Origin of the sequence: Enterococcus sp. 7E2_DIV0204 (assembly GCF_002140855.1) — a bacterium.
GTDB classification, from domain to species: Bacteria; Bacillota; Bacilli; order Lactobacillales; family Enterococcaceae; genus Enterococcus_L; species Enterococcus_L lemimoniae.
In genome coordinates this window covers 1,493,175-1,518,251 of the sequence record NZ_NGKY01000001.1, presented here as the reverse complement: position 1 = coordinate 1,518,251, position 25,077 = coordinate 1,493,175, and the positions used below count along the sequence as shown (strand labels likewise).

Genomic DNA, 25,077 nt, shown 5'->3' with positions numbered 1-25,077 from the left:
TTTTACTTTTTCTGTATACTGGATTTGAGAAAGGGAGGTTAGACTTATGATCAAAGAATTTAAAGAATTTATTATGCGTGGAAATGTGCTTGATTTAGCAGTTGGGGTTGTGATTGGTTCTGCTTTTACAGCGATCGTGACACAAATCGTTAATGGTTTGATTACACCACTCGTTAGCTTAGTCTTCGTATTGACTACTGGAGAAAAAAGCGCAGATGATGCACTCGGTGCATTAGTTTTTCATGTGAAAGGCGTAGCGTTCAACATTGGCGATGTCATTAGTGCACTTATTACATTTTTAATTACCGCTTTTGTTTTGTTCCTGATTGTCAAAGCTGTTAACAAAATGAAGAAAACACCAGAAGCTGCAGAAGAGGAAGTCAGTGGTCCTACAACAGATGACTTATTAGGACAAATCCGTGATTTGTTAGCGGCGCAAAATACTGCGCAAGCAACTGGTGTCATGAAAGAAACTACTGAAAACACTAAAGAGTAACATTGATCAACACAAACAAACTTAACTCTTCCTATAAATGCTTTCGCATTGTTAGGAAGAGTTTTTTTGATATGAAATAACGAAAAGATTGGATTATCTTGCTTTGAAACGTATACCCTTACGCAGTCATTATTGTATACCAAATTTATACATTACAATTAGGAGGGAAAATGGTACGGGGGAAAGTTGGGCTAAAGATAGTTATTCTATCTACGTATTGATTTTTGGTTTTTTCGTTGGAGAAGTAATTTTGAAAAGTAGCTACCCACGTGTGGGAACTCTTATTTTTAATTGCGCTATCGGTTTTGCACTCCTAAAAGGGGGTTGGCAATTGAACTTAAAGGTAAGTTGGCTCGCTCGAGTTGTATTTTTATTAGGTGTACTTTGGCTTGGATATTTATTTCTACATTATGTAACTGCGTTTAATGACCCACAGTTTTAGTTGCTATTTTAATAAAAAAAGTTGATCTTCAATTTCATGAAGATCAACTTTTTTTATTTAGCTTCTCCTCATTTCTACATGAGGAATATCATCTTCTAGGTATACTTCAGAAACCTCTTCAAACCCAAAAGCACCATAAAAATCTGTAAGATGCGCTTGAGCCCCAATGATTATTGGTCGCTCTGGATAATTATCTTTTATTACTTTTAATGTTTCTTCTAGAAGCTTATTTCCTAATTTTTTCCCACGATAAACTGGATTGATCAATACTCTGCCAAAGGTCACTGTATCACCTTTATCTATGATCCGGGTATAACCAACAATTTCTGATCCTTCTTGTAGCCAAGTATGCCATGCTTGTTCATCCGCATCATCCACCTCTTGATAAGGACAATTTTGTTCAACTACAAAAACAGCAATTCTCAGTTTCACTATTTCAAAAAATTCTTTCGTTGTTAGTTCTGTAAACTTTTTCGCGTGATAATCCATCCTGAACCCTCCCTAATTAAACAAATAATTGAATTCCATTCCATAAATTTAATAACAATACTAGCAGAATCACTACTTGGTAAACTTGCGTTACACGTTCAGATGAAATTTCCCCACTGATCAATGCTCCCACAAAACCACCCACAATAGCCGCAGGTATCACATACAACAAAATTGATAGATCAAAGCGTTCAAAACCAGTAACTTGCGCGATCGTTACTAATTTTGCTGCCTGTGAAAAGAAAATCGTTACGATCGAATAAACAGTGGCTTCTTTGATTGGGATGCCAAAACACAGCATCAATAAAGCCACATTGATCGGTCCGCCACCGATTCCTAATAAGGTGGAAATGAATCCTAAAAACAACCCAACTATCACGTACCAAACAGGGCGTGATAGTTCTAATGACCATTCATTACCTATTTTTGTATAGAAATACGCAAACAACAACGTCACAATCGTCAGTATGATTTGAACTAACTGAACATATTTTTCATCTGAAAATAGCCGCAATAATGACTCAAACACTGTATTTCCTGAAATCCCACCAACTACAGAGCCTAAAGATACAAATATCGCAATTGGAATTTGCAACTTCAACCCATTTTTCAGCTGCCTCATTGTTGAAACGATCGACATCGTAAAAACAGCCACACTGGAATAAAAAGAAATTGCTGCGAGCGAATGAAAATGCAGTGTATCCAACACAGGCTTGATAATGACACCGCCGCCCATTCCTGAAATCGCGCCAACCGTATTCGCTAAAATAATGACAATAAAATAAATGATTCCTATATACACAGTTTTTCATCTCCTAGAAATAATCAGTTTTTCCTTAAGCTTTTCTTCGTCTAGCAAAATCGACAAATTTAAATTTATCTAATCTATGTCTGGATTCTGTGTATTCAAAACAACGTGTATCTTCTAGACTTACCACACTACGTACAACCACTACATGGGTATCACCATGGATATCCATCAAATTTTGGTCCGCTTCTGTCACAGCTTCGACTGTGATCTCTTTTTGAGCATAGCTGATTGCTAAACCTAAATCGTTTTCAAAATAGTCATAAATTGAATCCGCCGCACGCTCTTTAGGCAAGATTTCAATGATTTCTTTTAATAAATAATCGATATCAATAATAACCACTTCTCCATCGATTTCCCGTTGCCTAACTAATCGCCAAACAGCAGCGCCTTTTTTCCAACCTGTCAAACGTGCTAAAGCTTCACTGACCTGCGCTTCTTGTAGTTCCACAACTCTCGTTACACTATGGATTTGCTGTGCATTTTGTAATTCTTTATAGCTGATCACACCAGAAATCGGCAAATCAAACTTACGAACATTCAAAACAATCGAACCTTTGCCTTGTTTCTTTTGAATATAACCAGCATTGATCAGTAAATTCAAGGCTTTACGTATAGTTTCACGTGAAACTGAATATTGTTCAACCAATTGATTTTCACTTGGAAGTAATGTTCCTGGTTGATACTTACCTTCTAAAATCCCTTTTTCAAGCTCTAAAAATATATCATGAAACTTATTCATGTCCATCCCTCCACCCTAGGATACTCAAAGAAAATGATAGCATATTCTCGCCTAAAAAAATAGCATTCTCACTAAGTAAGCAGTGAATCCCCACCAATTCTTTTTGACCTCAGCACTTGTATTTACAAGCAATCCATACTATAATGTAAACGAAAACACAAACATGTCTATACAAGTTGAAATAAATTTTAGTTAGGAGTATTAAAATGAATTTTTTATCCCTTACACTTAGACCAAACGCTTTACATGTTCAAGCAAAAGATCAGCAACATTTACTCTTAGAGCAAACACTCGCCTTTTCTGATTTTGAATTTCCCCAAACGGGAGAAGTCTTAGCTGCACAAATCAAAGAGCAATTTCCAACTGTGGCAGGAGCTATTTTTAACGCTATCACACCTGAATTTTATACTAAAAATAAACAAGTATCATTATTAAATGCTGGCCTTGAGAATCTTACTAAACAATTTTCAGAATTATTAAATATCCCGATCCTAACAGCCTCACAAGTGAGCCAAGAGACTGATTTAGCCGCAGCATTCAAAAAGAAATCCGATTATTTAACCTGGAATCTAGACTATTTTGGTTATACACCAGGCAAAGAAGAATATTCTGTTGAATCATTATTGACTATCGGTAATGGTTTTATGGGTTTGCGCGGCACAATACCTGAGATGACTCTTTCCAAAGACCATTACCCCGCTACTTACATCGCAGGACTCTATAATGAAGAAACATCCGAAGTCGCAGGTCAACTCGTTGAAAATGAAGATTTTGTCAACACACCGAATAATCAATATTTTAGTATTCAGATAGCTGGAACAGACGAATGGCTACATTTAGAAAATGCCACTTTACACTATTTACACCGAAATTTGGACCTAAAAACAGGTTTGTTCACTTCTCATATGATCATTGAAGACTCACATCAACATCAATTAAAAATTACTGCACAGAAAATTGTCAATATGGCTCAAAAAAATCATTATAGTATCCGCTATTCGATTCAACCATTGAACTTTTCTAAAAAAATCATAGTCAAAACAACAACTGATGGCTCAGTCTACAATTACAACGTAGAACGCTATCGTAATTTAACCGCAAAGCACTTCCACATTACACAGTTACTTGCAGAAAAAAATAAATCAATGATTGAGATCGAAACCAATCAATCAAAAATAAACGTTCGACAAATTGCTACTATTACAGGTGATTTTTTTGATACAGCTGCTATCAAAAATACTATTTGCAAAGAAAGCATCGAGCAAACGATTCCTTTTACTGCCAAAGAAAATAACATCTACACGCTTGAAAAGCATGTTCAGGTCACAGCTTCAATAGCCGAACAAAGTTGGGAAAATCCCCCTTCACTTGCGACTTCTTTTGACAGAGAATTTGCTGAAAGTAAGAGTGCTTGGGAAACCTTATGGAAAAAATCAGATATTCAAATTTCAGAGGATCTAATGTCACAGAAATTATTACGAATCCACGCCTATCATTTATTAGTCTCTGCCTCTCCGTTTAATAACAATGATTTAGATGTTTCTGTAACAGCTCGCGGCTTGCACGGCGAAGCTTATCGCGGTCATATCTTCTGGGATGAGATTTTTATCTTGCCCTTTTATATCCTTCATTTCCCAGAAACAGCGAAGCAGCTTTTAATGTATCGCTATAACCGTTTAGGGAAAGCGAAAGAAAATGCTCGTGACAATCATTACGAGGGAGCTATGTATCCTTGGCAGTCCGGCTTGGATGGTAGTGAAGATACACAAAAACTACACTTGAATCCATTAAATGGTGAATGGGGTGAAGATCATAGTGTTCTTCAGCGCCACGTCTCATTAGCAATTGCTTACAATGTCTGGATGTACTGGAATAATTCTGGTGATGATTGCTTTATCAAACAGTACGGTGCAGAAATGTTGTTAGAGATCGCTAATTTCTGGCGTAGTGCAGCAACTTGGGACGAAACTACGCAGCGTTACTCAATCGCTAACGTCATGGGTCCAGATGAATTTCACGAAGCATATCCTAACAGCACTGAAAGCGGCTTAAAAAACAACGCTTATACAAACTTGATGGTTGTTTGGTTATTTGAAGAATTGGAAAACATCCTTTCACTATTAAATACGCAAGAAAAAACAGAATTATTTTCTAAAACAGAAACTACGCAAGAAAATTTAAAAAAAATGGAAGATATTCGCAAACGTTTATCCATCGAAGTCAATGAAGACGGGATTATTGCTCAATATGAAGGATACTTTGATTTAAAAGAAATCGATTGGGAGCAAGCAAGAGAAAAGTATGGCAACATTTACCGAATGGACCGTATTTTAAAAGCCGAAGGTCTGTCACCTGATGATTATAAAGTTTCAAAGCAAGCCGACACTTTAATGTTGTTCTATAATTTAAATAAAGACAAAATAGATGAAATCTTAGAGGAACTTGGCTATGATCTACCTACAGATTATCTTGAGAAAAATCTATTATACTACTTAAATAGAACGTCTCATGGTTCAACCCTCTCAAGAATCGTTCATGCCCAATTAGCCGAAGAAGTTGCCTTTCACGATTTGTCTTGGACTTTATATCAAGAAGCTTTGTACTCTGATTATCAGGATATTCAAGGTGGGACAACCGCGGAAGGAATCCATACTGGTGTAATGGCTGCAACAATTTATGTTACCTTAACTACTTATGCTGGGGTCGATATTAAAAAGAAACAACTAACGATCCAACCTAACTTACCAAAAAAATGGACTGACATGCGCTTTAATCTTGACCACAAAGGGATTCACTATCAGCTAACTATTTCAAAAAACACCGTTCAAATTTGTTCCTCACAGGACACAACGGTAATGGTTAAAAATCATTCTTACCAATTAACAGCAGATAAAGAAAAAGTGATTACTTATTAACGATCAGACAGGAGCATACACATGAAAAAAGGATTTATTTTTGACTTAGATGGTGTCATTACAGATACTGCAAAATTCCACTATATTGCTTGGAAAAACTTAGCCGCAACATTAGGTATCACGATCGATGAAACCTTCAACGAAACATTAAAAGGCATCAGCCGGATGGATTCTTTGGATAAAATTCTAGCTTATGGACACAAGGAAAACGAATTTACTACTACAGAGAAAGAAGTGTTGGCTCAAAAGAAAAATGATAAGTATGTTACACTCTTGGCCGATCTTTCTGAGGCAGACTTACTGCCAGGTGTTCACGATTTTCTGGTCCAAGCAAAAGAGCATGCTATTCCTTGTTCGATTGCTTCAGCCTCTAAAAATGCTCCGATGATTTTAGATAAATTAGGTGTTCTTAAGTTCTTCGGACATATTGTTGACCCCGAAACACTGATAAAAGGAAAACCCGATCCGGAAATATTTGTCAAGGCTGCTAAAAGTATAGGCGTCAAACCAAAAGATGCCGTCGGTTTTGAAGACGCCCAAGCAGGTATCGAAGGAATCAAAGCCGCCGGAATGTATGCAGTTGGGCTTTCTGCGACAGAAACTTTAATTGGTGCTGATTTGCAAGTTGCTTCAATGACTGAATTAGATGTAGAACAATTGATTGACCAATAAAGAGGTTGGGACAGAAGTGTTCAGGCCCGAGAAATAAGCCAGCATTCACGAAAATTGCTTTTCAAATTTTTGTGAATGCTGGCTTATTTCCGAAGGGGCTGTTTCTGCTCCCACCGTTTATTCGGGATTAACGTGCTTAGCAAATAGAGAACCAACTTTTATCCTAAACTCGTTTTTTTACGATGCTGTTAAAACCACTTTTTTCCATTTGCGAATCTTTGTCCGAAAGTTGGTAAATGGTGCCACCGTATTGATATGAACCCATTTATAAACTGGCCACATAGCTTTTGTTGTCGCCCAATTTCGTTGACCTGGCTCAAATAACTCCTCATCAGAAAGTGACTCCAACCATATGCAAAGCTCATTGACAGACTCACTCAGCATGACTCTTTGTTCAGCAATACTGTACTGACCATATTTTTCATAGAAAGACTGATACAGCCCACCAAGATTATTCCATTTATAACCTGGTGCGGGCGTCTCTACTATTTTTCCAGCCTGTTCCTCTTTTTCCCATTGCAAAATCAAATTCACCCAACCAAGCTGATAAGATAAATTTTCAGAAGGTGTTTTATCTACCTCTTCAATTCGTTTATTTTTTAACGTTTCAGAGACTTGTTCAAACTCCGCATCATATTTCTCATATCTTTTTTTGATTTCAGCGATCAATTCCTGTTTATTTTCGTATGTACGCATAATTGCACTCCTTTCATGTCATCCTCTGGTTCTATTTTAAACCTTACCATAATGTTAAAGTCAAGCATGCAGACGCAAATAAAAAATAGTATACTAATAAAAACTGACTCACTCTTCTAAGGAGCAAAAATATGTTTAAAATCAGCGAGTTCTCTCAACTAACAACTATTAGTCCACGTATGCTCAGACATTACGACAAACTGGACTTGTTAAAACCCGAGATCATCCACCAAGAAAATAATTATCGCTATTATACAGCTGGACAAATCAATCAGGCTAATCGAATTCTTTCACTAAAAAATGTTGGTATTCCACTAAAAGAAATCAAAACACTTCTAGAGAATGAGGACGATCAAACAGACTACTTAGCCAATCATCGAAAAAAACTTGAAACTGAATTAGCGGAAAAAAAGCTGCAACTTACTTATTTAGATTGGCTAGAAGAAAAAAAGAAATCCTCTGAAAAAGTGGGGATGAATTATCCCGTAGAAACAAAAAAAATGAATGATTTACGCGTACTTACTTATCGTCAAAAAGTTACCTCTTATTACGAAGAGGAACAGCTTTGGCAACAACTCTTTTCTACAATACGGACAGAAGACCTATCTAAACTGGGTCAATCGATTGCAGTCTTTCATAACAGTGCTTCTGGTAATATAGAAATCGAAGTCATGATCAGCATTCCCGAAATGCTTAAACACGTCTACCCAAAGACTAAAATCTTCTCACCTGGTTTGATTGCTTCTGTCGTGACCAATGGTTCTTATGCTACTATGCCAACGGTTCATGCGGATATGGAGAATTGGCTGAAAGTAAATGAGTATGAACTTACTGGAACTATCTTTACTATTTATCATTCTAGCCCAGCGACTGAAGAACAGGAAGAACTTTATATAACCGAAGTTTGTTACCCGATAAATAGACTAGAAAAATAAATTAAATCAGTGACCTATCGACTGACTAGAAGCGCATGAGCTTAAGCTTTCTCATGCGCTTCTTTGTTATAAAAATAATGTGTCTGAATAAACGGTGGGAGTAAACGGTCCTCCATGCTTCGAGGATCATAGTGAAACGAGAACCGTAGATGCAAAAGCAACTCCTTCGGAAATAAGCTGAGATTGCTGTAAAACAGAATGAGGAACGAGTTGATGTTGCACAGTACCTACCTGGTCACAAAAATTTGAAAAACACCAAGTAGGTACCAATCATCATCAATTCGTAAACTTACTGTGATTCTTGGCAATTTTCGTGAATTCCTTCTTATTTCTCGGAATTAAACACTTCTGTCTCAACCTCCTTTCAAGACGGTCCTTACTACTCTAAAGTCTTCATCCAAAAGAATTAAATCAGCATCATAGCCTACAGCAATCTTCCCAAGCTTTTGCTCATTTAAAATAGTCGCCGCAGTCGTTGCACCCATTTTGATTGCATCATCTAACGGGATCCCCATCTCTACACTTAGTTTAAGTGCTTCATTCATTGTGACTGTGCTGGATGCTAACGTGCCATCCTTTAAACGTGCAACGCCCTTTTCAACAGTGACCTGATGACCTCCAAATTCATACAGACCATCTCCCACGCCCATCGCCTGTAACGCATCCGTGATCAACACCATACCGTCCGCACCTTTTATTTTATGCAACAGTCGGACGATTCCTGGATGTAGATGAATTCTGTCAATGATTGCCTGAACACTAACTGCATCATTTTCAAGAGCTGCCGTAACCAAACCTGGTGCCCGGTGATGGATTGGTGGCATTGCATTAAAGCAATGGGTGATATGTGTTGCACCATGTTGAAAAGCTGTTTGAGCCTCTTCATAGGTTGCATCAGAATGAGCAATTGCGATTACAACATTTTTCTTTTTTAAATAAGTAATCAGTTCCAAACAACCAGGTAATTCTGGTGCTATTGTAACCATTTTGATCAAGTTGCCAGCCCGTTCAAAAATAGTCGCCATTTCGTTTAAATCAGGGTTTCTTAAATAGTTTGGATCCTGCATTCCTTTTCTTTAACATTTAAATAGGGTCCTTCTAAGTGAATTCCCAAAATTTTTGCGCCCACTTCATGTCCAATCACTTCTTTAGTACGGTCGATCATGGTCAACAAAGCTTCTAAAGAAGACGTAACTGAAGTAACTAAAAAGCCTGTACAGCCCGTTTCTAAGCATTTTTTTGATACTTCTTGAATACTTTTTGTCGTACCATCCATCATATCAAAATTATTCGCACCATGAATATGGACATCGATCATTCCTGGAATCAGTAGCTGACTTTGTCCATCCAGCTGTTGGTCCGTGACTTCTTTAGAAAAGGCTTGTTTGTCAGAGCGTTCTATCTCTGTAATTGTTTCATTTTCAATTAGAATATCAACCACTTCTAAGCCTGTTTCCTTGCTTATCGTTACATTTTGGATTAATGTTTTCATTTTTTTCCACCTTTTACAAGCATAATTTGGACATCAGCTTCACTTAACTGTGCGGTGATCGTTTCTGGTAATGGTTTGTCTGTAATGATCAAATCGATATCTGAGAAATCTAATTTAAAATTGGATGTATTTCTAACTTTAGAACTGTCGAGCAAAACGCATGTCCGTTTAGCATTTTTGATGATTGTTTGTTTTAATTCAATATCTTCTAATTCTGAATAAAACAGTCCTGTTTCATTGATACCTGATGCGCCAATAAACGCAATATCAAAGTAGAAATTAGCTAATTGCGTAATGAGCGATGTCCCATGCAGTAAATGAGAGTTAGCATTGAAATAACCCCCAAGCAAATAAACCTCTTGTTGGGCATTTACTTGCGTTGCCGATATTGCATTGTCGATCGAATTTGTAACAATCAGCACATTTTCTTTGGTGAGCTCTTTTGCAATAAATTGCACAGTTGTTGAAACATCTAACCAAATCGTTTGATCCGTCAAAACTTGCTGAGCTGCTTCACGAGCAATTAGTTGTTTTTCTTGGCTATTGATTACTAAACGCTTAGAATAATCTTCGATTTTCGTTTTGATAATTGGCAATGTAATACCGCCACGATATCGATCAGCTAATCCATCATTGACGATCAATAAGATATCTCGGCGAATGCTGTCTTTAGAGATTTGGAAATAATCAGCTAATTCAGCTGCATCTAGCTTTTCTTTTTCTTGCAGTAACTCTAAAATTTTAGCGATACGTTCTTTTTGATTCATAAGCTACCTCCTAATTTAAAAGCGTAGCGGGCTCGTTCAACTCTGACAGAAAAATAGGAAATTCTAATTGAGGTGCTTTTTGCCTCATTATATTTTCATCTTTTTCCCAAGAGAACAGCTCACAAAGCTAGATAACTTTATTTTGAGTATAGCAAATAAAATCATTTTTGCATATTAATAAGTTTTTCGTGTTATTTTTTAAGTTATTGTAAGTTTAAATAAAAAAAGACCTCTAAACAGACAGTCTTTTCATCTCTATATTCATTTGGCGATCGATCCTATAAAAATTGGGTTGACTATAAACATACACAAAATCTTATTGTCTACCCGTCTGATTTCGATAGATATGTTTTGCGAGTTGCTCGATACTTTTTTCATCTTCCCCAAATACAAAAATAAATAAGTTATTTTCTTGATATAGCTTATAGTTACCACTTTGCAATTTTTCCACTTTATTATCGTAAGCTTCGATCAAGTTGAACAATGAGTGCCAATTTGCGATTGAAATAGCGATTGCTTTTTTAGTACTATCTGGTAATGGCAAACTGATTCTAAGGACATCATTCCCATATCTTTCTTTAATACTTTCAAGGATTTGTCCATCGTTATGTACATTGGTTCCATCAAGTTTTAATGCTTTCAAAACACTTTCTTTTAATGATTGGGTGACTTCTACACCAATGTTTTGCTTAGGATTTTGAATATCTGGTTTACCTAGAAGAATTGCTGCTTGGTATTTTTCAGGGTCTACTTCTCTAAGAATTTCCAGCGCTTTACGTTCATCTGGACGTTCCATTTTCGTCATGTGGTTGCTCCTGTCTGTGACAATTTATAAACACAGCATACTATATTTCGCAATAAAAAATGGCTATGGAACGACAAAAAGATTAAAGAAAAAATACATCCATTGATGAATTTCTCCTCTAACCTCTCTAATCAAGTATTTTTATTTAGGCATTACATCAGCCGGAATCGCTGATTGATACTTTTTACCACCAACTGTGGCAAAGTGTTCTGCTTTTGCTTTTGCAACTAGCTCAGGATTAGTCAACAGGTCATACGCAGTTGTGGCAATCGTTTTACCAGCTGCCAACAATCCTTTATGGGCTACTGATGATTTGCCATTCGCAACCCATTGCCATGAATGAGGTGGCGTTCCTTGAGGCTCACATCCAATCAACACTTGAGCTGTTGGACAAACCCAGCTAACATCACCCACATCTGTAGAACCAGAAGTCGCATCTGTAAAGAACAATGGTGCGATTTGATCTAAGACTGGCATCGTTCCAAGGCGCTTGATCTCTTCTTCGCTAGCTGTTGGATTACTTTGTCTTGCTCTGGCTACTAAACCTGCTTTAGTTGCATCATTTAAGCTATCGTAATATCTTTGGCTATATTCTTGATCTTCTGATGTTAAGTTCATGTTTCCAAATTCTGTTAAGTTTTCATACATAGCAGTTGTTACTGCTTGATTTGGTAAATAGTTGGCACAAGCTGAATCAAATACGATTTCAAGCTCTGTTTCTGTCATTAAAGCTGCACCTTCGGCAATTTTATTCACACGTTTGTAGATTTCTTCTGCTTGCTCTATTTTTGGTGCGCGGATAAAGTAGTATAAGCTTGAAGTTGGCTGAACCACATTGGCAGACTCACCGCCAGCATCCATAAATGCGTAGTGAACACGACCTTCATCAATGATATGTTCACGTAAAAATTGTACGCCAATATTCATCAATTCTGCTGCATCTAATGCGCTGCGGCCTTGTTCAGGAGCGGCGGCGGCATGAGCGGATATCCCTTTAAAGTTATAATAGATTTGATAAACAGCTAAACTACTCAAGCCCCAAGCCATACTTGTATCCATTGGATGCCATGAAAGTGCAACGTCCAAACAATCAAATACGCCATCTCGAGCCATGAAAGCTTTACCGTAGCCACTTTCTTCAGCTGGACAACCAAATAATTTAATTGTGCCCGTTAATTTTTCTTGTTCCATCAAATCTTTGACACCGACAGCCCCCGCTAAAGCACCTGTCCCTAGTAAATTATGACCACAGCCATGTCCATTGCCCCCGTCATTTTCTGCTTTTTGCTCGCCTAGGTCAGCGACTTGACTTAGATTTCCTAGCGCGTCATATTCTGCTAGAATCCCAATAACAGGATTGCCACTGCCATACGTTGCAACAAAAGAATGTTCCATATTGGCAACGCCTTTCTCAATTGAAAAACCTTCTTTTTCTAAAATTTCTAAAAAGGGTTTTACAGATTCAGTTGTCGCAAATCTCGTCTCCGGTGTGCCCCAAATCTGATCTGCCGCTGTGATAAATTGGTCTTTCTTTGCATCGATTAATTGTGAAATTTGTTGTTTTGCATCCATTCTTATGTTCTTCCTTTCTTTATTTTCCTTGATTTTTATTATTTTAATTAGCGATCGATTCCAAATAATTCTTTCGCGATACGTTTCCCTGTTTTAGTTCCTGCTAGTCCGCCAATACCAGTTTCTCGAATATCTGCTGGCATACTGCGACCAACACGATACATTGTTTCAACTACTTCATCTGCAGGTATCTCACTTACGATCCCTGCTAATGCCATTTCTGCTGCACTGATTGCATTAGAAGTGCCACCAGCATTTCGTTTGATACAGGGGATTTCGACTAAACCTGCAACAGGATCACAAGCCAAACCAATCAGATTGTTCAACGCAATTGCAAAAGCTTGACTGGCTTGTTCAGGAGTGCCGCCAGCCATTTCGACTAAAGCCGCAGCTGCCATTCCTGAGGCCGAACCGATCTCAGCTTGACAACCACCCTCTGCTCCTGAAATCATCGCATTATTCGCTGTCACAAAACCAAAAGCTGCCGCTGTAAATAAAAAGTGCAGCATCTCTTCACGTGTCGAGCCAAATTTCTCACTAAAGGCTAGTAAAACACCAGGAACAACTCCTGCTGAACCTGCTGTGGGCGTGGCACAAATCATCCCCATTGCTGCATTCACTTCATTAGTCGCCACCGCATAACATAACGCTTTAACAAAAATATCATCGGTCAACACATTTTTCTTCTCTATATATGCTTGTAGTTTTTTTGCATCGTAACCTGTTAAACCGGAATGTGAACGAACCCCTTGAATCCCCTTAGCACTAGCGGCTTCCATTGTTTCTAAGTTCAACCTCATCTGATTCATGATCTCAGTTCTAGTTCGGCCAGATGTTTCTATTTCCTGAGCGATCATGATCTCAGATATGGTGCACTGATTGTCTTGTGCTCTTTGTACGAGCTCTTTAATTGATTCAAACAAAAAATTCACGTCCTCTATTTTAGCCGGTCGTAGGCATTACTGCTGTTATTCCCGGTATTTCTCTAATTTTTGCTACTAGCTTTTGACTGATATCACTAAGTGTTTCAACAAAGAAAACTGTTTCTTTATTTAATTGCTGAACTTCTACAAAAGCAGGACTTTCCAATGCATCCTCCACACATGGAAGGGCTGACTTTTGATTGATGGTAAAGACTAAGCCATTCCCTTGATCTTGATTCAGTAAAGTGGAATAATGATTGATTTCAGTTAATTGGATACTGCCCCCACCAATTGAAATAGCCGTCAAATTTAATTGTTCTTGTTCATCACTCAGCTCTAAATTGACCGTATTCGCATGCTCTGTTTCCTTGGTGCTAACTAAAAATTCAATCACAACCCCTTGTTTTTCCGCAATTCCGATTGCATCTGGGATACGCTCATCATGGGTTTCAAAGCCTAAAACACCTGCAACGATCGCAACAGCCGTACCATGTCCTTTATACGTTTCAGCAAATGAGCCAAAAAATGTTACGATCAATTTTTTAGGCGTGTGTTTGTATAGCTCTCTTGCCATATTTCCGATCCTGACCGCTCCAGCTGTGTGAGAGCTGGAGGGACCGACCATGATTGGACCGATAATATCAAAGGCACTTTTGTATTTAAATTTTTTGTCTGACATTACGCTTCTTTTTTCACTCCTAATACACAAAGTCCGCATAGTAGACTGGCTACTGCCATAAAGCCGAATGCTAACGTAAATGAACCACCTGCAGCTTTAATCAGTTGTCCTAAAATCATCGGTGCTAAGAATCCGCCTAAGGTTCCACCAGTGTTGATGATACCGATAGAAGAACCAATGATCGATGGATCCATGATTTTGTGTGGCCATGTGAAGATCGCTGTAAAGGCACTAACTGAAACCATACTTACTGCAATTAGACAGATCATTGATAATACTAAATTATTTGAAGCGACAAACGCTGCCACTAGAATCGCTGCTAAGACTGTAGCACTAAGAATAAACATGCGTTCTTTTCCTAAAAATAGCTTAGATAATAACGCCCCTGCAAACATCGTTGCTGCTGTTTGGAAGATGGCATTCACTGCAAGTAAGTAACCAATCGTTTTAATATCTAGTGTAAATTTTTGTGCTAAGAAACTTGGCAACCAAGACATATTTCCATACAGTAGGAAGTTCAACAACAACATCGCAACAAACAATACTAAGACATTGCGATTTGTGATAACTTGACTAAATTTGATTGCCGGCTTATTGCCTTTTCCAGCATTGGTACTAACAGTTTTATTCGGTACAAAAATTGCGACAAGTACCAACGCTACTGCAAACATTGTCCCCAATGCTAAATACCCATAACGCCAATTGGCATTGATCAAGTTCGTTCCTAAGGTAAAGGCTAAAATTCCACCAATCCCAGATGTTGAAAGAATCAATGATTGAATAAACGTTCTGCGTTCTTGTGGAAAATTATCCGCAATCGATTTTGAACAACTAGGTGGATAACCACCGTGCCCAAGACCCGCAAAAAAGCGAATGACCATGAATAACATCAAACTACTAACGGCCCCAAATGCGAATGAAAAAATTGAAATAATTGCAAGTGACAACATTAATACTTTTTTGGCACCAATTTTATCTGCTAACCAACCACCAGGTATTTGCATTAGTGAATAGCCTAGGAAGAAGAATGACATGATCATACCCGTTTGTCCGGCATCCAAATTAAACTCTTTAGCCATTGGTAAAACAGCTGTAGAAATCATACTCTTATCCATGTAAATCATCGAGTACCCAGCCATTAGTGCAAAGATCAACCCAGCACTACTTTTGTTCGTTACTGTTTTTTCAACTTGTGTTTCCATTTTATTCCTCCAATGTTCAAATATAAGAAAACGTTTTCCATAAATTCATTATACGAAACAATTCACAAACAGAAATTACTTTACTTGCTTGATACAGTATCAATATTTTTAATTTTAGAAAAAAGAGAGAAGAAAGAGCAAAAAAGACTAGGTCTTTTTTGCTCTTTCTTCTGCTCATCTTCAAGTGACTTACTTTCTTTTAACCTCTCCAGAACGCCGCTCTTTGATTTCATGCTCTTCAGAGAGGTTCTTTTGTTGTTGAGCAACATCATAAACTCTTGTGCTCGGATCTTGATTAATACCGCCAGTTCCAGTATTTACCATTTTCCCCCAGCCTTTTTTGGTCGTTACTTGACCATTCGCACGCAATCGTTCATTTTTTTGCCGAATTTTCTGATGCTTTTTTCTTCGTCGATCATCCAAAAAATCTGATATTTGGTCTACTATCTTCAAAATGCTCTCCTCCCTTGTTTGGCCTATTTAATACAACGGTTGAAACAAATACAACTGACAAGCATTCAACGTCAATGTCGTTTCTAACTCATACCCAAATGAATCAATCAATTCTTTTTTTAACTCAAATTTTGGCACGATTTTCTGTTCGAGATATTTCTGCAACTCATGATCCAACTCCGCTTGTCCACCAACTCTGATCCAATCATTGTAGATTCCACCATGATCTTTATCTAGCACATATTCTCGAATCAAATAGTTTCCTACTGGCAGATCTCTCAGGTGAATCTTTACTTTTTTGGTCTGATACTGAACTTGAAAAGTATCCACTGAATACAATGGATCTAGGTAACTAGAGTTGTACAGCAATAATTGATACTGTCCTTGATTACGGGTCAACAGATAACCGTCACCACTAGCAACCAGCTCACCTTTTAAATGATTCAAAAATCGTAGTGAAAAAAATAATGGACGCCGTAGCTCTTCATATAGAAAAACAGACAGACTGCTATCTTCTCTTGTGTAAGTTTGCCGTTCTTTGACTTTGATATTTAGCCAAAAAGCAATTCCTGTCACTTCTTTAGACAATTCAATAATTGATTCTAAAATCAATGCTGAACGAAAAAAAGTACCCGAAAAAGTATTGCCTTCCCCAACCAACGTATTCCAGTCAGTTAAAAATAATTCTGGCTCCCACTCTGAATGAACCGTTTCTTGTCCAGGTTGACTTGCAGTAATAACTGATTTCACTCTATTCAAGATTGCTTGCTGATACTCCTTAAAACGTAACGCATGTTGATCTTTGATTGAAGTTGATGCATAGGGGTCTGCATGAAAACTAATGAAATCCGGCAAACAGCGTTGTGATTCTTGCTCCTGAATAAAGGCTTGATACTGTTGATACTCTTTTTCATCTAGCGATCGTAAGGACATCAAGCCCATTTTACAACCTTGTACCAACTGCTTCAACTTACGGTAAAAATAATGATATCCCCAGCGACTTCCCTCGCTCCAAACACTATTGACTTTCGGCAAGGACCATTGAATATACCATTGTTCTACTTCATCTTTACCATAGCGATTTAGAAAATGACGAATAATTTTCAATTGCTTATCACACCATAACTGTACATCTGCTTTTTCAGTATAGTTTTCAGGTAAATACAATTGAATCATTGGTTTTAACTGAATTTTCACTAAAAAATCAACCCATTGATTATTTAAAATATACTCTGATACTAATAAAACATCATTTTCAAAATTGGTTTCTTCGCAAAAACCTTCAAATTGAACTAAATCAAACGCTAAATCTTTTTGCAAAATACACAATTCCCGTTGCACACCATTGGCTAAACCTTCACCTGCAGGGCCGATCTTGATAATTTTTTTATTGCTGTGATAATTTGGCTGCACCTCTTTAGGTAAAGCCAACTGCAAACGTTGCTCAATCGCAGCATTTTCATCTTCAATATCCTGCTCTACCAAATATCTTGCTAATTCTTGTAAAGCCGCAGCTCCAGTTATTTCTTGATAATCTGCCGCTTCTCCCCCTCGCTCGTTTTGATCATTTGCAAGAGCATATTTTTTTCGATAATTTGCAGGTGTCAATCCGTATTGCTTTTTAAAGACTTGATGAAATGTCTTAGCATTAGAAAAACCACTATTCAACGCTACTTTGATTACCGATTGTGCTGTTAAAACTAATGCTTCAGCAGCATGCATCAACCGAATTTGATTTAGATATTCAGTAAAATTGACCCCAACTTGTTTTTTAAACGAACGGGATAAATGATAGTAAGAGATCCCACTCGTTTCTGCTAATGACTCTAGAGAAATCGGCTGGTCATAATTCTTTTGAATCTGCTCCAATAATTGATTCATCCGATCATCTGCTAAGTCTTCTGTAATTTGTGGAGTTTGAAATCGCTCTTTTTTAAAATTTTTAACTAATAGTGACAAGACTGTAAAGAAATGCTGATAGATCTCCAGCTCAGTTTCTTCATTTTGTTTAAAATATGCCGCCATTAAATGTGCCAGTGCTGCACGTAATTGTTGAAATTTTTCAGAACTCTCTGCTTCTGAACCTATTGTCGAACACTCAATAAACGGCAACCAGTTTTCTTTAAATTGCGGTGTAATTGGTTTTTTAGCAATCCGCAACGATAACAACAAATTCTTATCCGTGCTTTTAACTTGAAACTGCTGGCGCGGATTGATGACAAATAGATCATCTTGATTCAACTGATATTCTTTTTCCCCTACTGTGACCACCATACTGCCATTAAGCATTAAGAACAACGTTAAATAATCGCTTATTTGGGGTGGTGCGTAGCTGACTTTCATCAATGCTAAGTGAAAGGGAAATTGTTTCGATTCTCCCATAAATGTGACCTTCCTTACTGTAAAAGCAGAACGGGCTAGCCTATCCAGCTAGACTAATTCCTACTGTGTTTGTTTAACAAAATATATCATCAAATCAATGTTCAAACAAGTTGTCTTTCGGATGGAAAATTGTCATACTATGGATAATTTAAAAATAATCGGTTAATATGATTGGAGGAAAAAATGAAAACAAGTCAAGGCGATGTCTTTAGACGCAGAGAGAATATAATTGAACAGTTGCTACAAGAACAACAGTTAACAGTGAAGGAATTGGCCACACTTTTTAACGTTTCGGCTGTAACCATTCGACGTGATCTGCTCTTTTTAGAAAAGAAAAAAATGATCGAACGCTTTTACGGCGGCGTAAAATTAATTCAAACGCCCCTGTCCGTACAGAGGATTTCACAAGAACAAGTCCCCTTTCCAGTCACTGCTTTCGTAGATGCGCTCACCGTTTCTTTACCGATACAAGCTCAGATTTTTGTTGGAGCAGGACTTTTTTCTACAGAGATCATCCAAGCATTAGCCTTTCTTGATATTAGTATTTTAACAAATGATGCTGCTGCCCTTACTATTGAGCATCCGCAGAAAAAAGCCCTCATTTCCATTTGTGGTGGAGAGTTGGAACGTGAGTCTCACGCACTTGTAGGTGATTTTGCGACCCATTCCTTTCATAAAGTCCAAGCTGATCTATGTATTATTGAGGCCTCTGGGTTCAACTCTCATGAAGTGACAACAAAACATTTGAGTGAATCTTTTATTTATCGCACCATGCTTCAACATACGAAAGGTCCAAAAATTGTTTACACCTCAGCCGCCAATCTAGAAACAGTCAGCCAGTTTATGATCGATCGAACATTTTTATTCGATAAACTTTATACAGACGCAACAATTTCATCGGCTATTTTAAGTCAATATCAAGCTCAAGGAATCCCGATTGAAGTGTTAACTGGTTAAAAAAATTATAGCCAAAATTGATATTATGCAGTAGCTGCTATACCATCTGCATTTTTCTTCTTATATATCAATTGATAAATAGCACAGACTCATATCATATTGATAAGAATAGCTATTTATTGAAATGCATTCTTATCTTGTGCCAAATAACTCGAAAGACATTGTTGTAAATTATATAAGTAACTGTTTAGTACATGAAACAAGCACGTTAAGCAAGGTCAATTACTTAGTCATTATTATTTTTAGTGATTTTTAATCTGATTACTAAAAATAATTTAAAAAAAGAGGAAAAAAATGAAAAAAATTTTTGGGAGTATGATTTTAGCGGTAGCAGTAACTAGCCTTTTCGTATATCGTGCTTGAAATTTATAAACTATTCCCCTGAGTTAAATACAAAGAAAACTATTATAACAACTACTTTTAACATGCTTCTAATAAAAGGATTAATAATTTTTTCCAATGAGATGAAGGCTAAATACCCAATAGTAATACAATAGCTGATATACAAGTTCCAATAACAATTCACATAGTGGCACCCCACAAATTTTTTACTTACGTTATACTATATCAAAAGATCAGTATCTTTTTACTCAAAATCTAAAAATTGGACTTAATATCATAGTAATCAATCAAAAATGACTATTTTCAAGAATTTTCCAATTAACTACTGCCGATTCAACGTATTTTTGTCAAATACTCATCAGTAACATACACATATATTAGAAAAAGTGGTCTCGCTACATCCAAGTAAGATCACTTTTAACTACTCACTGATTTGGCACACAAATAGTCACTTTACACCTCATCTAGAAACAACCGTTTTTGATATAGGCTCATTTTAAAAAAACTGACACACTTTTTTACGTCAGCTCAATTTTTGTTCAAATTATGGTTGTAACTTTTGATACTCTAATATCCTGATTATTGTTGCCTGATTATATTCAATCGATACTTCTAAGGTTTTATATCTTTTTAATTGGAAATTTAAATCCACTCATATTTTATACAAATGAGAATATAATTTTTTCTAATAGCTTTTTGATAGAAAGACAACTAAACAGAGATCCACTTTTAATGTTCTTGAGTAATTTTTTAATAGTTACCTACCCATATAAAAAGAGAGCAATCATCATTTGATTGCTCTCTACTATCATTGTGCCTATCTAAAAAATAGGTATTGATTATTGTCTTCTCTATCTATTTTGCTGACGTTGATTTATTCTATACCTAAATCCACTTACCTGATTGTTTCTTTCCCATAGAAAAAAACTAGAAGCAATGAACTTGATAATAATATGCCTACTATAATTAGGAGACGGTTCTCTTTCTCACCCGTTTTCGGTAACATTTTTTGGTTACTTGTTTCATTTTTCTTTGGTAATTGATCATTATCCGAAGGGCCTGTGGTATTGTTTGTTTCTTTCTTATTTTCCTTATAAACATAATTGATGGTTTGTTCTTCTTCAGTAAATGTACCTGTCGGATTGCCTTGCACTTCTTTAAAGGTGTAATCCGCAATTATTTTTTGTTCTGTTGTATAACTTTCCCCAATATTTCCAGTAAAGACTGTATTTTCAGAGATAGGATTCCCACTTTCGTCGACATATCTGGTTGTAACGGTTCCTCCAGCTACTGAATTCTTCGTGTATACATATGTTACTGTTTGTTCTTGATCAGTAAATATACCACTAGCATTACCTTGTACTTCTTTGAATGTATAACCTACAATTTTCTTTTGTTCGGTTGTATATTTTTCACCAACATTATCAGTTAATACAACATCGCCAGAAATGACATTCCCTTTATTATCTACATATTTGGCTACAACCTTAGCTTTTTCCATAACATAAGGTTGTATATATGTCACTTTATATCCGAACGGACCATCTCTATAATTAGAATGACTAACGCTCAATTCACCATCTTTTGTTAAATTGTTCCATTGAGCAGTACCATTATTTACTGTTCCACCATAAGAAATTTCAATTTGTTGATTAGATTCTGGAAAGCCAGTATTTAAATATGGAATATTAAAAGAATATGAACTAGACATCAAATGAATTGTAGGAAGAATTATTGTTTGATCATTAGGATAAGAAGCATAAAAAGTATTATCTGGAAAATGTGACATAGGAGAAAAATCGCGAATCTGATTAGATTCAAAATGAAAAACAGAATAAGTAGGTAGAGAAGAAATATCTTGAAAAACTTCTAAACTTGAAATTTCATTATTAGCTAAATTAACAACAAAATAAGATGAAGTATCATATTCCTGCCAATTCATAAAAATAGGCTTTAAAGGATCTAAATCAACAATAGAATTATGAGCAAGATTTATACTCCTCAGATTTAAAGCATATTGAAGCCCCTCCACCGAAGATATATTATTATTGTTTGAACTAATTTCAGTTAATTTTAACAAGTTTTCTTTGGTTAAATCAGAATCTGAAGTTAATCCTAAACTTTTCTTCACAGTATCTCTAAGATTAACATCTGGAATGTTAACAATATCAGATGAATCAGCAGAAACATTAGTAAACCCCAAACCAAATATTAAGATAACTGATAACATAAATAACAATATTTTTCTTCTCATAATTTCCCTCCAAATAATGCATATAGTTTCGCTTGCGTATAATTTCACTAATAATAGCAAGAAACATCCATAATGACAAGCAGTTTGATTTGAACAATGAAAGCTCTCTCAAATTCTGGTTCTGAAAGGATATCGACATTTTTGTATAAAGAATCTATATTTTCAGTATTTTTGTAACGAAAAAAACTTATAAGTAACAAATACTTTTAGCATAGATACCTGAATGAACAAAATAGGACAAAGAAATTATTTATCATGACTCTTTATTTTGAGTAACTCTGTTGAACACTAAAAACCTTACAACAGCAAGTTTCACAAAATGATCCATTACCTATACCTTATTGTGGTTCCTCTATTAAAATTTTATCGCTTCAGGAATATAGCTTTACAGAAATTGTTTACAGGTCTAAATATTTTTATTAACTGGCTATAGATATTTTATAGGATTTTGATTATTCCAATCTTGAGCTTCCTTTAACAGATACGTTGGCTCTGCAACTTCGCTTTTGGGAATAAATAAATTACTTTCATTTTATCAAATCTAATTCGATTATTTACCATTAGAGACGGGTTAGCCACCTTCATTATAACTAATTTCTTGTTATAAGAATTTACTTTAATAATATATTGTATATTATCTTTCTTATCTTTACTAGTTACCCAATCACCTAAAGACTGATCATCTCACTCTTTTTGACTTAGATTAGGATTTAAAGAAACTAATAGTATTTTCTTAGAGCTTTCAAGTATTATACGTTCTTTAGAATTTAAATCAGTTTTTACTCAGTTCTGCTATCTCATCAAGATTAAGTATTCTGGTATAGTTACTCGATTTGCTCCAGTCATATTTTGAATGGGCGTTATTGGCTTCCGCTTTACAGTATTATATCTTTAATACGAACGTTTAACTGAACATAGATTTCGTTATGACTTTTTGAACACTATATAGCTAAAACTGATTCTATTATCTAAAAATGTAAAAAAGAACTGGCATTCTAATTTTCCAGTTCTTTCTTTATTCGATAAATAGTCTTACATTTGTCTGTTTTTTTTAAATTACGCAATGCTTATTCCGACAAACAACATATATTTCAATTTTACAATGAGGATTTTTAAGGGATTATTCCTCATCAGGTGGAGTCGAGAATACATAAGCTAATATTCTATAGGTTATTACTATATTTTCAGAATCAACAATTCCTTCTCGATTATCTGGTATTTGGTTATAATTTTGCCAATACCTTATTCCACTGTAACTTGTATCTTCATTTACAGAACCAACTTGTGACACTTCATTTCCTTCTGCATCTAATATCTTGAATGTCATTTTCTCTGGTAAAGAATATGTTTCATCTATTTTACTTTGTAAAACAATGTTAGGTACTTGTTCTCCTTGGTTGTATAGTTGTTTATTATAGTCTAACTGCATATGATATTTATCCAGATTAGGGTATCTAGGGATAAGAGAACCATTTTTATACGTCATTAAATTATACAGAGTAAACGGATTCCCATCACTATCAATAAACTTAATGGTAATTGTAGCGTCCTGTACTTCTTTATTGTAAACAAATCTTACTTCTTGCTTTTGCTGTTTGATTACCCCTTTAATATTGCTTGGTAATTTTGTTGTATCTAATGTATATCCTTCAATTTTCAACTGATAATTGTCTGTGGATGCGTCGTAGAGGTCGCCTATATTCCCACTAATTATTTGTGATTCATGTATCTCATTTCCTTCTTGATCCACATAATTAATAAGAATGTTTCCTTCCGCAACAGGCACTTTTGTATACACATATGTTACAACTTGAGTTGTTTCACTAAAGACCCCCTTTGGATTACCCTCTACTCTTTTGTAACTATAACCTTCAATATCTTTGAGTGTTGTTTCAAATGTTTTCCCAAGAGTTCCCTCTAAGGTTTCACTAGGGATTAGTGTATCTCCGTTCTCATTTTGATAATTAACGATTACTGTTCCTTTTTTTTCAGGAATGGGAACATTATTGTTATCAAACGTATGAATATACCCTATATAAGTGTAGCCTGATATAACTTCTGGTTTTTTTGTCTCTTTCGTTCCTTTAGGCGCAATTACAGATACAGGTTCTCTCAAATACTCTTGTTCTATTGCATAAGCAAACGAACTTGTGAATCCACTTCCGCCTAAGAAAATAAAGATTAATAAAAAATGCTTTCTTTGTTTCTTTTTCCAACTAAAAAAGACAATGCTTCCCAAAATAAAAGCAGAACCCAAAGTAACTAATCCTTTATTAGAGCCAGTATCTCCTGTTTTCAGTAGCATTTTATTTCCAGAAACATTACTGTTTTTATTCTGTTCAGTTTTTAAATCTTCTTTTTGATAAACAAATAAATAGTTTTCACTATCATGTAGATTGGTTTCACTGGGGTTCCCTTGTATGATGTTATTTCTTTGTTCATCCGTCAGCGTATCAATTGAAGCATAATTATACACAATACTACTGGTTGAATCGTCTTCAGCTGCCAGTACTATTGAGCTACTTAAAAAAGAGAGAAAAAAAACAAAGCCTGCTAACAAACATAGAGTCTTTTTCTTATGCATATAAATCCCCCTTAAAGATATTATTATTTCATTTAAACACAAGTATGGAGAAATTCAAAATAAATTATTTTATTTTACAACAAAATCTATTTAAATGTAATATATTTAAATTGGGCATGGTGAAGTTTACAGTAACTATCTATTTTTTTACACTTCCTTTTCTGCACTTTCTCCCACCATTTTTAGCTATATAGTGTTCAAATAATCATAACGAAATCTATGTTCAGTTAATCGTTCATATTAAAGATATGATACAATAAAACGGACACCAATAACGCTCATTCAAAATATGACTGGAGCATATTGAGTAACTATTTATAAAATAAAGAAAGAACTAGAAAGTAAAGATTCCAATTCTTTTTTACATTTTAAATGATTTGAATAAATCGGCTTAAATTATAAACCGCAAATTATCGAGGCGAGTACACCACCATTTAAAAAGGAAATTGACGTTTGGGTTTTGACTGACT

General features: G+C 35.8%; 21 protein-coding genes. 5 read left to right on the top strand and 16 right to left on the bottom strand.

Annotated elements, in window-relative coordinates:
* The first annotated feature begins 46 nt into the window (after positions 1–46).
* Positions 47–496, top strand: coding sequence for a large conductance mechanosensitive channel protein MscL (gene mscL / locus A5819_RS07070; protein ID WP_086277914.1), 450 nt, complete (start codon positions 47–49; stop codon positions 494–496).
* A 499-nt stretch (positions 497–995) separates the two neighbouring features.
* Here the strand turns inward: mscL and A5819_RS07060 are convergent, their stop codons facing one another.
* From A5819_RS07060 to treR, 3 genes are read right to left on the bottom strand one after another with little or no spacing between them, the layout of a single operon-like run.
* A complete protein-coding gene (locus A5819_RS07060; protein ID WP_086277910.1) occupies positions 996–1,427 on the bottom strand; it encodes a GNAT family N-acetyltransferase in 432 nt (143 codons plus the stop codon).
* Positions 1,428–1,443: 16 nt separating this feature from the next.
* Complete coding sequence (locus A5819_RS07055) at positions 1,444–2,229, bottom strand: sulfite exporter TauE/SafE family protein (protein WP_086277908.1); 786 nt, start codon at positions 2,227–2,229, stop codon at positions 1,444–1,446.
* Positions 2,230–2,263: 34 nt separating this feature from the next.
* Positions 2,264–2,977: a trehalose operon repressor gene (gene treR, locus A5819_RS07050; RefSeq protein WP_086277907.1), complete on the bottom strand. Its 714-nt coding sequence runs from the start codon at positions 2,975–2,977 to the stop codon at positions 2,264–2,266.
* 206 nt (positions 2,978–3,183) lie between these two features.
* On the opposite strand from treR, the gene A5819_RS07045 reads away from it, so the two are divergent.
* Both A5819_RS07045 and pgmB read left to right on the top strand, forming a co-directional pair.
* On the top strand, positions 3,184–5,892 hold the full coding sequence (locus A5819_RS07045; protein WP_086277905.1) for a glycoside hydrolase family 65 protein: 2,709 nt from the start codon (positions 3,184–3,186) through the stop codon (positions 5,890–5,892).
* A 21-nt stretch (positions 5,893–5,913) separates the two neighbouring features.
* On the top strand, positions 5,914–6,564 hold the full coding sequence (pgmB, locus tag A5819_RS07040; RefSeq protein ID WP_086277903.1) for a beta-phosphoglucomutase: 651 nt from the start codon (positions 5,914–5,916) through the stop codon (positions 6,562–6,564).
* Positions 6,565–6,741: 177 nt separating this feature from the next.
* Here the strand turns inward: pgmB and A5819_RS07035 are convergent, their stop codons facing one another.
* The gene (locus A5819_RS07035) at positions 6,742–7,260 is read right to left on the bottom strand and encodes a ClbS/DfsB family four-helix bundle protein (RefSeq protein ID WP_086277901.1); all 519 of its coding nucleotides are present in this window, start codon (positions 7,258–7,260) and stop codon (positions 6,742–6,744) included.
* 131 nt (positions 7,261–7,391) lie between these two features.
* Between A5819_RS07035 and A5819_RS07030 the strand changes: the two genes are divergently transcribed.
* Positions 7,392–8,195 carry a MerR family transcriptional regulator gene (locus tag A5819_RS07030; protein WP_086277899.1) on the top strand — a complete coding sequence of 268 codons (804 nt, stop codon included), beginning with the start codon at positions 7,392–7,394 and terminating at the stop codon, positions 8,193–8,195.
* A 353-nt stretch (positions 8,196–8,548) separates the two neighbouring features.
* Here A5819_RS07030 and nagA read toward each other — a convergent pair whose 3' ends face one another.
* The 10 genes from nagA to A5819_RS06985 all read right to left on the bottom strand — a co-directional run bounded on the left by nagA (position 8,549) and on the right by A5819_RS06985 (position 18,470).
* Entirely contained in the window at positions 8,549–9,262 is a 714-nt protein-coding gene (nagA, locus tag A5819_RS19725; protein WP_254907236.1) for an N-acetylglucosamine-6-phosphate deacetylase, read from the bottom strand.
* Positions 9,241–9,687, bottom strand: a complete 447-nt coding sequence (locus tag A5819_RS19720; RefSeq protein WP_254907235.1) for an amidohydrolase family protein — start codon at positions 9,685–9,687, stop codon at positions 9,241–9,243. Before A5819_RS19720 ends, nagA begins: the two co-directional genes overlap by 22 nt.
* Positions 9,684–10,454: a DeoR/GlpR family DNA-binding transcription regulator gene (locus A5819_RS07020; RefSeq protein ID WP_086277897.1), complete on the bottom strand. Its 771-nt coding sequence runs from the start codon at positions 10,452–10,454 to the stop codon at positions 9,684–9,686. Before A5819_RS07020 ends, A5819_RS19720 begins: the two co-directional genes overlap by 4 nt.
* A gap of 316 nt (positions 10,455–10,770) precedes the next feature.
* Positions 10,771–11,259: a hypothetical protein gene (locus A5819_RS07015; protein ID WP_254907234.1), complete on the bottom strand. Its 489-nt coding sequence runs from the start codon at positions 11,257–11,259 to the stop codon at positions 10,771–10,773.
* 141 nt (positions 11,260–11,400) lie between these two features.
* Complete coding sequence (locus tag A5819_RS07010) at positions 11,401–12,831, bottom strand: amidohydrolase (protein ID WP_086277895.1); 1,431 nt, start codon at positions 12,829–12,831, stop codon at positions 11,401–11,403.
* 47 nt (positions 12,832–12,878) lie between these two features.
* Positions 12,879–13,754, bottom strand: a complete 876-nt coding sequence (gene sdaAA, locus A5819_RS07005; RefSeq protein ID WP_086277893.1) for an L-serine ammonia-lyase, iron-sulfur-dependent, subunit alpha — start codon at positions 13,752–13,754, stop codon at positions 12,879–12,881.
* 19 nt (positions 13,755–13,773) lie between these two features.
* The gene (sdaAB, locus tag A5819_RS07000; RefSeq protein WP_086277891.1) at positions 13,774–14,433 is read right to left on the bottom strand and encodes an L-serine ammonia-lyase, iron-sulfur-dependent subunit beta; all 660 of its coding nucleotides are present in this window, start codon (positions 14,431–14,433) and stop codon (positions 13,774–13,776) included.
* The gene (locus tag A5819_RS06995; RefSeq protein ID WP_086277890.1) at positions 14,433–15,635 is read right to left on the bottom strand and encodes an MFS transporter; all 1,203 of its coding nucleotides are present in this window, start codon (positions 15,633–15,635) and stop codon (positions 14,433–14,435) included. Before A5819_RS06995 ends, sdaAB begins: the two co-directional genes overlap by 1 nt.
* A 189-nt stretch (positions 15,636–15,824) precedes the next feature.
* Complete coding sequence (locus A5819_RS06990; protein ID WP_086277888.1) at positions 15,825–16,088, bottom strand: hypothetical protein; 264 nt, start codon at positions 16,086–16,088, stop codon at positions 15,825–15,827.
* A gap of 27 nt (positions 16,089–16,115) precedes the next feature.
* Positions 16,116–18,470 (bottom strand): helix-turn-helix domain-containing protein, encoded by a 2,355-nt coding sequence (locus tag A5819_RS06985; protein ID WP_086277886.1) that lies wholly within the window; start codon positions 18,468–18,470, stop codon positions 16,116–16,118.
* A 183-nt stretch (positions 18,471–18,653) separates the two neighbouring features.
* Between A5819_RS06985 and A5819_RS06980 the strand changes: the two genes are divergently transcribed.
* The gene (locus tag A5819_RS06980; RefSeq protein ID WP_086277884.1) at positions 18,654–19,427 is read left to right on the top strand and encodes a DeoR family transcriptional regulator; all 774 of its coding nucleotides are present in this window, start codon (positions 18,654–18,656) and stop codon (positions 19,425–19,427) included.
* Positions 19,428–20,664: 1,237 nt separating this feature from the next.
* Here A5819_RS06980 and A5819_RS06975 read toward each other — a convergent pair.
* Both A5819_RS06975 and A5819_RS06970 read right to left on the bottom strand, forming a co-directional pair.
* A complete protein-coding gene (locus tag A5819_RS06975) occupies positions 20,665–22,023 on the bottom strand; it encodes a MucBP domain-containing protein (protein WP_086277883.1) in 1,359 nt (452 codons plus the stop codon).
* 1,120 nt (positions 22,024–23,143) lie between these two features.
* A complete protein-coding gene (locus tag A5819_RS06970) occupies positions 23,144–24,607 on the bottom strand; it encodes a MucBP domain-containing protein (protein WP_086277881.1) in 1,464 nt (487 codons plus the stop codon).
* Between the last annotated feature and the right edge of the window lie 470 nt (positions 24,608–25,077).

Bases quoted from the DNA above. Each gene is read 5' to 3' on its own strand.
- mscL (WP_086277914.1), top strand. From the start codon at position 47: ATGATCAAAGAATTTAAAGAATTTATTATGCGTGGAAATGTGCTTGAT.
- A5819_RS07060 (WP_086277910.1), bottom strand. From the start codon at position 1,427: ATGGATTATCACGCGAAAAAGTTTACAGAACTAACAACGAAAGAATTT.
- treR (WP_086277907.1), bottom strand. From the start codon at position 2,977: ATGAATAAGTTTCATGATATATTTTTAGAGCTTGAAAAAGGGATTTTA.
- A5819_RS07045 (WP_086277905.1), top strand. From the start codon at position 3,184: ATGAATTTTTTATCCCTTACACTTAGACCAAACGCTTTACATGTTCAA.
- pgmB (WP_086277903.1), top strand. From the start codon at position 5,914: ATGAAAAAAGGATTTATTTTTGACTTAGATGGTGTCATTACAGATACT.
- A5819_RS07035 (WP_086277901.1), bottom strand. From the start codon at position 7,260: ATGCGTACATACGAAAATAAACAGGAATTGATCGCTGAAATCAAAAAA.
- A5819_RS07030 (WP_086277899.1), top strand. From the start codon at position 7,392: ATGTTTAAAATCAGCGAGTTCTCTCAACTAACAACTATTAGTCCACGT.
- nagA (WP_254907236.1), bottom strand. From the start codon at position 9,262: ATGCAGGATCCAAACTATTTAAGAAACCCTGATTTAAACGAAATGGCG.
- A5819_RS19720 (WP_254907235.1), bottom strand. From the start codon at position 9,687: ATGAAAACATTAATCCAAAATGTAACGATAAGCAAGGAAACAGGCTTA.
- A5819_RS07020 (WP_086277897.1), bottom strand. From the start codon at position 10,454: ATGAATCAAAAAGAACGTATCGCTAAAATTTTAGAGTTACTGCAAGAA.
- A5819_RS07015 (WP_254907234.1), bottom strand. From the start codon at position 11,259: ATGACGAAAATGGAACGTCCAGATGAACGTAAAGCGCTGGAAATTCTT.
- A5819_RS07010 (WP_086277895.1), bottom strand. From the start codon at position 12,831: ATGGATGCAAAACAACAAATTTCACAATTAATCGATGCAAAGAAAGAC.
- sdaAB (WP_086277891.1), bottom strand. From the start codon at position 14,433: ATGTCAGACAAAAAATTTAAATACAAAAGTGCCTTTGATATTATCGGT.
- A5819_RS06995 (WP_086277890.1), bottom strand. From the start codon at position 15,635: ATGGAAACACAAGTTGAAAAAACAGTAACGAACAAAAGTAGTGCTGGG.
- A5819_RS06985 (WP_086277886.1), bottom strand. From the start codon at position 18,470: ATGGGAGAATCGAAACAATTTCCCTTTCACTTAGCATTGATGAAAGTC.
- A5819_RS06980 (WP_086277884.1), top strand. From the start codon at position 18,654: ATGAAAACAAGTCAAGGCGATGTCTTTAGACGCAGAGAGAATATAATT.
- A5819_RS06975 (WP_086277883.1), bottom strand. From the start codon at position 22,023: ATGAGAAGAAAAATATTGTTATTTATGTTATCAGTTATCTTAATATTT.
- A5819_RS06970 (WP_086277881.1), bottom strand. From the start codon at position 24,607: ATGCATAAGAAAAAGACTCTATGTTTGTTAGCAGGCTTTGTTTTTTTT.